General features: G+C 60.5%; 4 protein-coding genes. All 4 read right to left on the bottom strand.

Annotation, left to right across the window (positions count from 1 at the left end; translation table 11 throughout):
• Nucleotides 1–49 precede the first annotated feature (49 nt).
• The 4 genes from ureG to QMX84_RS26215 all read right to left on the bottom strand — a co-directional run bounded on the left by ureG (nucleotide 50) and on the right by QMX84_RS26215 (nucleotide 2634).
• A complete protein-coding gene (gene ureG, locus QMX84_RS26230; protein ID WP_048385311.1) occupies nucleotides 50–661 on the bottom strand; it encodes an urease accessory protein UreG in 612 nt (203 codons plus the stop codon).
• A 9-nt stretch (nucleotides 662–670) separates the two neighbouring features.
• Nucleotides 671–1345: an urease accessory protein UreF gene (locus tag QMX84_RS26225; protein ID WP_282365144.1), complete on the bottom strand. Its 675-nt coding sequence runs from the start codon at nucleotides 1343–1345 to the stop codon at nucleotides 671–673.
• Complete coding sequence (gene ureE / locus QMX84_RS26220; RefSeq protein ID WP_048366561.1) at nucleotides 1342–1842, bottom strand: urease accessory protein UreE; 501 nt, start codon at nucleotides 1840–1842, stop codon at nucleotides 1342–1344. The genes QMX84_RS26225 and ureE overlap by 4 nt, the downstream gene beginning before the upstream one ends.
• 159 nt (nucleotides 1843–2001) lie before the next feature.
• On the bottom strand, nucleotides 2002–2634 hold the full coding sequence (locus QMX84_RS26215; protein WP_048366560.1) for a TetR family transcriptional regulator: 633 nt from the start codon (nucleotides 2632–2634) through the stop codon (nucleotides 2002–2004).
• Nucleotides 2635–2793: the final 159 nt, after the last annotated feature.

Genomic DNA, 2793 nt, shown 5'->3' with positions numbered 1-2793 from the left:
CTTTTCAACGATCAAAAGATCGCGAGGCAAGCTCGCTCCTACACAGGGTTTAAGGCACCAGCAGGCCCTGTTTCTCGATAAACGCCACGATGGTGTCCAGGCCGTGCCCGGTCTTCTGGTTGCTGAACACAAACGGCTTGCCGTTGCGCATGCGCGTGGTGTCGCTGTTCATCAGCTCCAGCGACGCACCTACCAACGGCGCGAGGTCGATTTTGTTGATCACCAGCAAGTCAGACTTGCAGATCCCCGGCCCGCCCTTGCGCGGTAACTTGTCCCCGGCCGACACGTCGATCACGTAGAGGGTCAGGTCCGACAGCTCCGGGCTAAAGGTAGCGGACAAGTTATCCCCACCCGATTCCACCAAAATCAGATCCAGCCCCGGAAAACGCCGGTTCAACTGGTCCACCGCTTCGAGGTTGATTGAGGCGTCTTCGCGGATGGCCGTGTGCGGGCAACCGCCGGTTTCGACACCGATGATGCGCTCAGGCGCCAACGCCTCGTTGCGCACCAGAAAATCGGCGTCTTCGCGGGTGTAAATGTCGTTGGTGACCACCGCCAGGTTGTATTTGTCGCGCAGCGCCAGGCACAGGGCCAGGGTCAGCGCCGTTTTGCCGGAGCCCACCGGGCCACCGATGCCGACACGCAAAGGGTGTGTGTTCATTACATTCTCCTAGGAACGAAACAGGCGGCTGTACTGGCGCTCGTGGGCCATGCTTGCCAAAGACAGGCCGAAAGCGGCGCTGCCCAAGTGGAATAAATCGAGAGAGCTGGCGTGCTGCTGGGCTTGCTGCAATGTCGGCGATAACTCGCTGGTCATGCGCTGAGCCGCTTGCTGGCCCAGTGGTAAGGTTTTCATCAGCACCGCCAATTGGTTTTCCAGCCAGCTCCACAGCCAGGCGGCGAGGGCGTCTTGTGGGCTGATACCCCAGGCGCGCGCGGCCAATGCCCAGCCAAGGGCCAGATGCGGCTCGTGTTGTTGTGCGAGAAACTGCCGGGCTGGGTCGTCCAGTTCGGGCAAGCCGTTGAGCAATTGCTGCAACGAGTAGCCCATTTGCCGGCTTTCCTGGTGCAGCTCGCGGGTTTCACGGCTGGCGCGGTGCTCGTCGCAAAAACGCTGCAAGGCGTTCCAGTCCTGGTCGGCGGCGGCCTGACAATGGGCCAGCAACAGCGGCGCTTCAAAGCGCGCAAGGTTGAGCAGTAACTGATCGCGGATCCACCGTGCCGCCGTGATCGGGTCGTTGACGCGGCCATCGTCTACGGCCATTTCCAGCCCTTGGGAATAGCTGTAGCCGCCAATCGGCAACTGCGGGCTGGCCAGGCGCAACAGCGCCCATGCCGGATTCACAAACGCACACCAAACTGATGCAGGCGCGGCGCGTAGTTGAAGTCTTCTTCGCCCGCCCGTGAATGGTGATGCCCGCCGCCGTAGGCGCCATGTTCTGGCTGGAACGGTGCTTCTATGGATTCGGTGGTCGCGCCCAGTTGATCGAGCATGGCCTTGAGGACGTAATCGTCGAGCAGACGCAGCCAGCCATCACCGACTTGCAACGCCACGTGGCGGTTGCCCAGGTGATAGGCGGCGCGGGTCAGTTCAAAGGCGTTGGGGCAGGTGACGTGCAGCAGTTTTTCGGGGCTGGCGCACACGCGCACGATGCGCCCGTCCTGCGCTTGCAGAAAGTCACCGTCACGCAGCGGCGGTTGGCCGCGCTCAAGGAACAGGCCAACGTCTTCGCCTTCATGGCTAAAGCAGCGCAGGCGACTTTTGCTGCGGGCTTCAAAATTCAAATGAAGCTCGGCGCTCCACACGGGGTGGGTTTCGACTTTGCGATGAATCACCAACATTGGAAGGCTTCCTGCAATTAACAATAGAACAGGCACAGCAAGGTGCTTGCCAACCTGGGGCAGGCGGCAAACTGTAGGCCCAAACACAGTGCAGAAAGATGAAGATGTTCTAAAAAAGTGCGGACAAGCAGGCGGCGCGCACCAATTGAGTGCGCGCGGTTATTCGGTGCTGCCCAGCCCTTGCCAATGCTTGAGCCCGATAAAGATAAAGCGCAGTTGCTGGCTGATTTTGGCTTGCGGCTGCAAGTAGTCGGGCAGCGCCTCGGCCGGAGGGTCGATGATATCTGGCAAGGCGGCGAACACGCTTTTTACCACCAGATCGGCAATCACCGTCAGCGCCGCGTGGTTCAAGTGCTGCAGCTTGGGCTTGGAACCGAGGTCGGTCGCCAGGTCCGACGTGATGTCTTCACGCAGCGCGCCGATGGCCTGGCGAACCGGCTGTGAGCCGCCGTACTGCTCGCGGGCCAAGAACAAAAACTGTGAGCGATTGGCCTCTACGACATCCAGAAAGATGCGCACCGAGGCGTTGATCACGCCGCCCATAAACAGCTCGTTATGGCGCACCAGGCGAATGGTTTCGCGAAAGGTCTGGCCCACTTCACTGACCAGCGCCAGGCCCAGTTGGTCCATGTCGCTGAAGTGGCGATAAAAGCCGGTAGGCACGATGCCCGCAGTTTTAGCGACTTCGCGCAGGCTCAAGCTACCAAAGCCGCGACCCGATTCCATCAAGTGGCGGGCAGCATCCATCAGCGCGAGGCGGGTTTGTTGCTTCTGTTCGGCGCGAGGCAGCATTGGGGCGGATGTTCCAGACAAGTACAGCCGGGCACTCTAGCAAATCGGCTTTGAAGGCAGTAGTGATGACATGCACAAACCCAGTGGGAGCGGGCTTGCTCGCGATGGCGGCGTTGCGGTTTATCGGGGCATCGACGTTGAAGCTATCGCGAGCAAGCC

This window comes from Pseudomonas sp. PS01297 (assembly GCF_029959305.1).
Classification (GTDB): Bacteria; Pseudomonadota; Gammaproteobacteria; order Pseudomonadales; family Pseudomonadaceae; genus Aquipseudomonas; species Aquipseudomonas helleri.
This window is presented reverse-complemented; position numbering and strand designations above follow the sequence as displayed.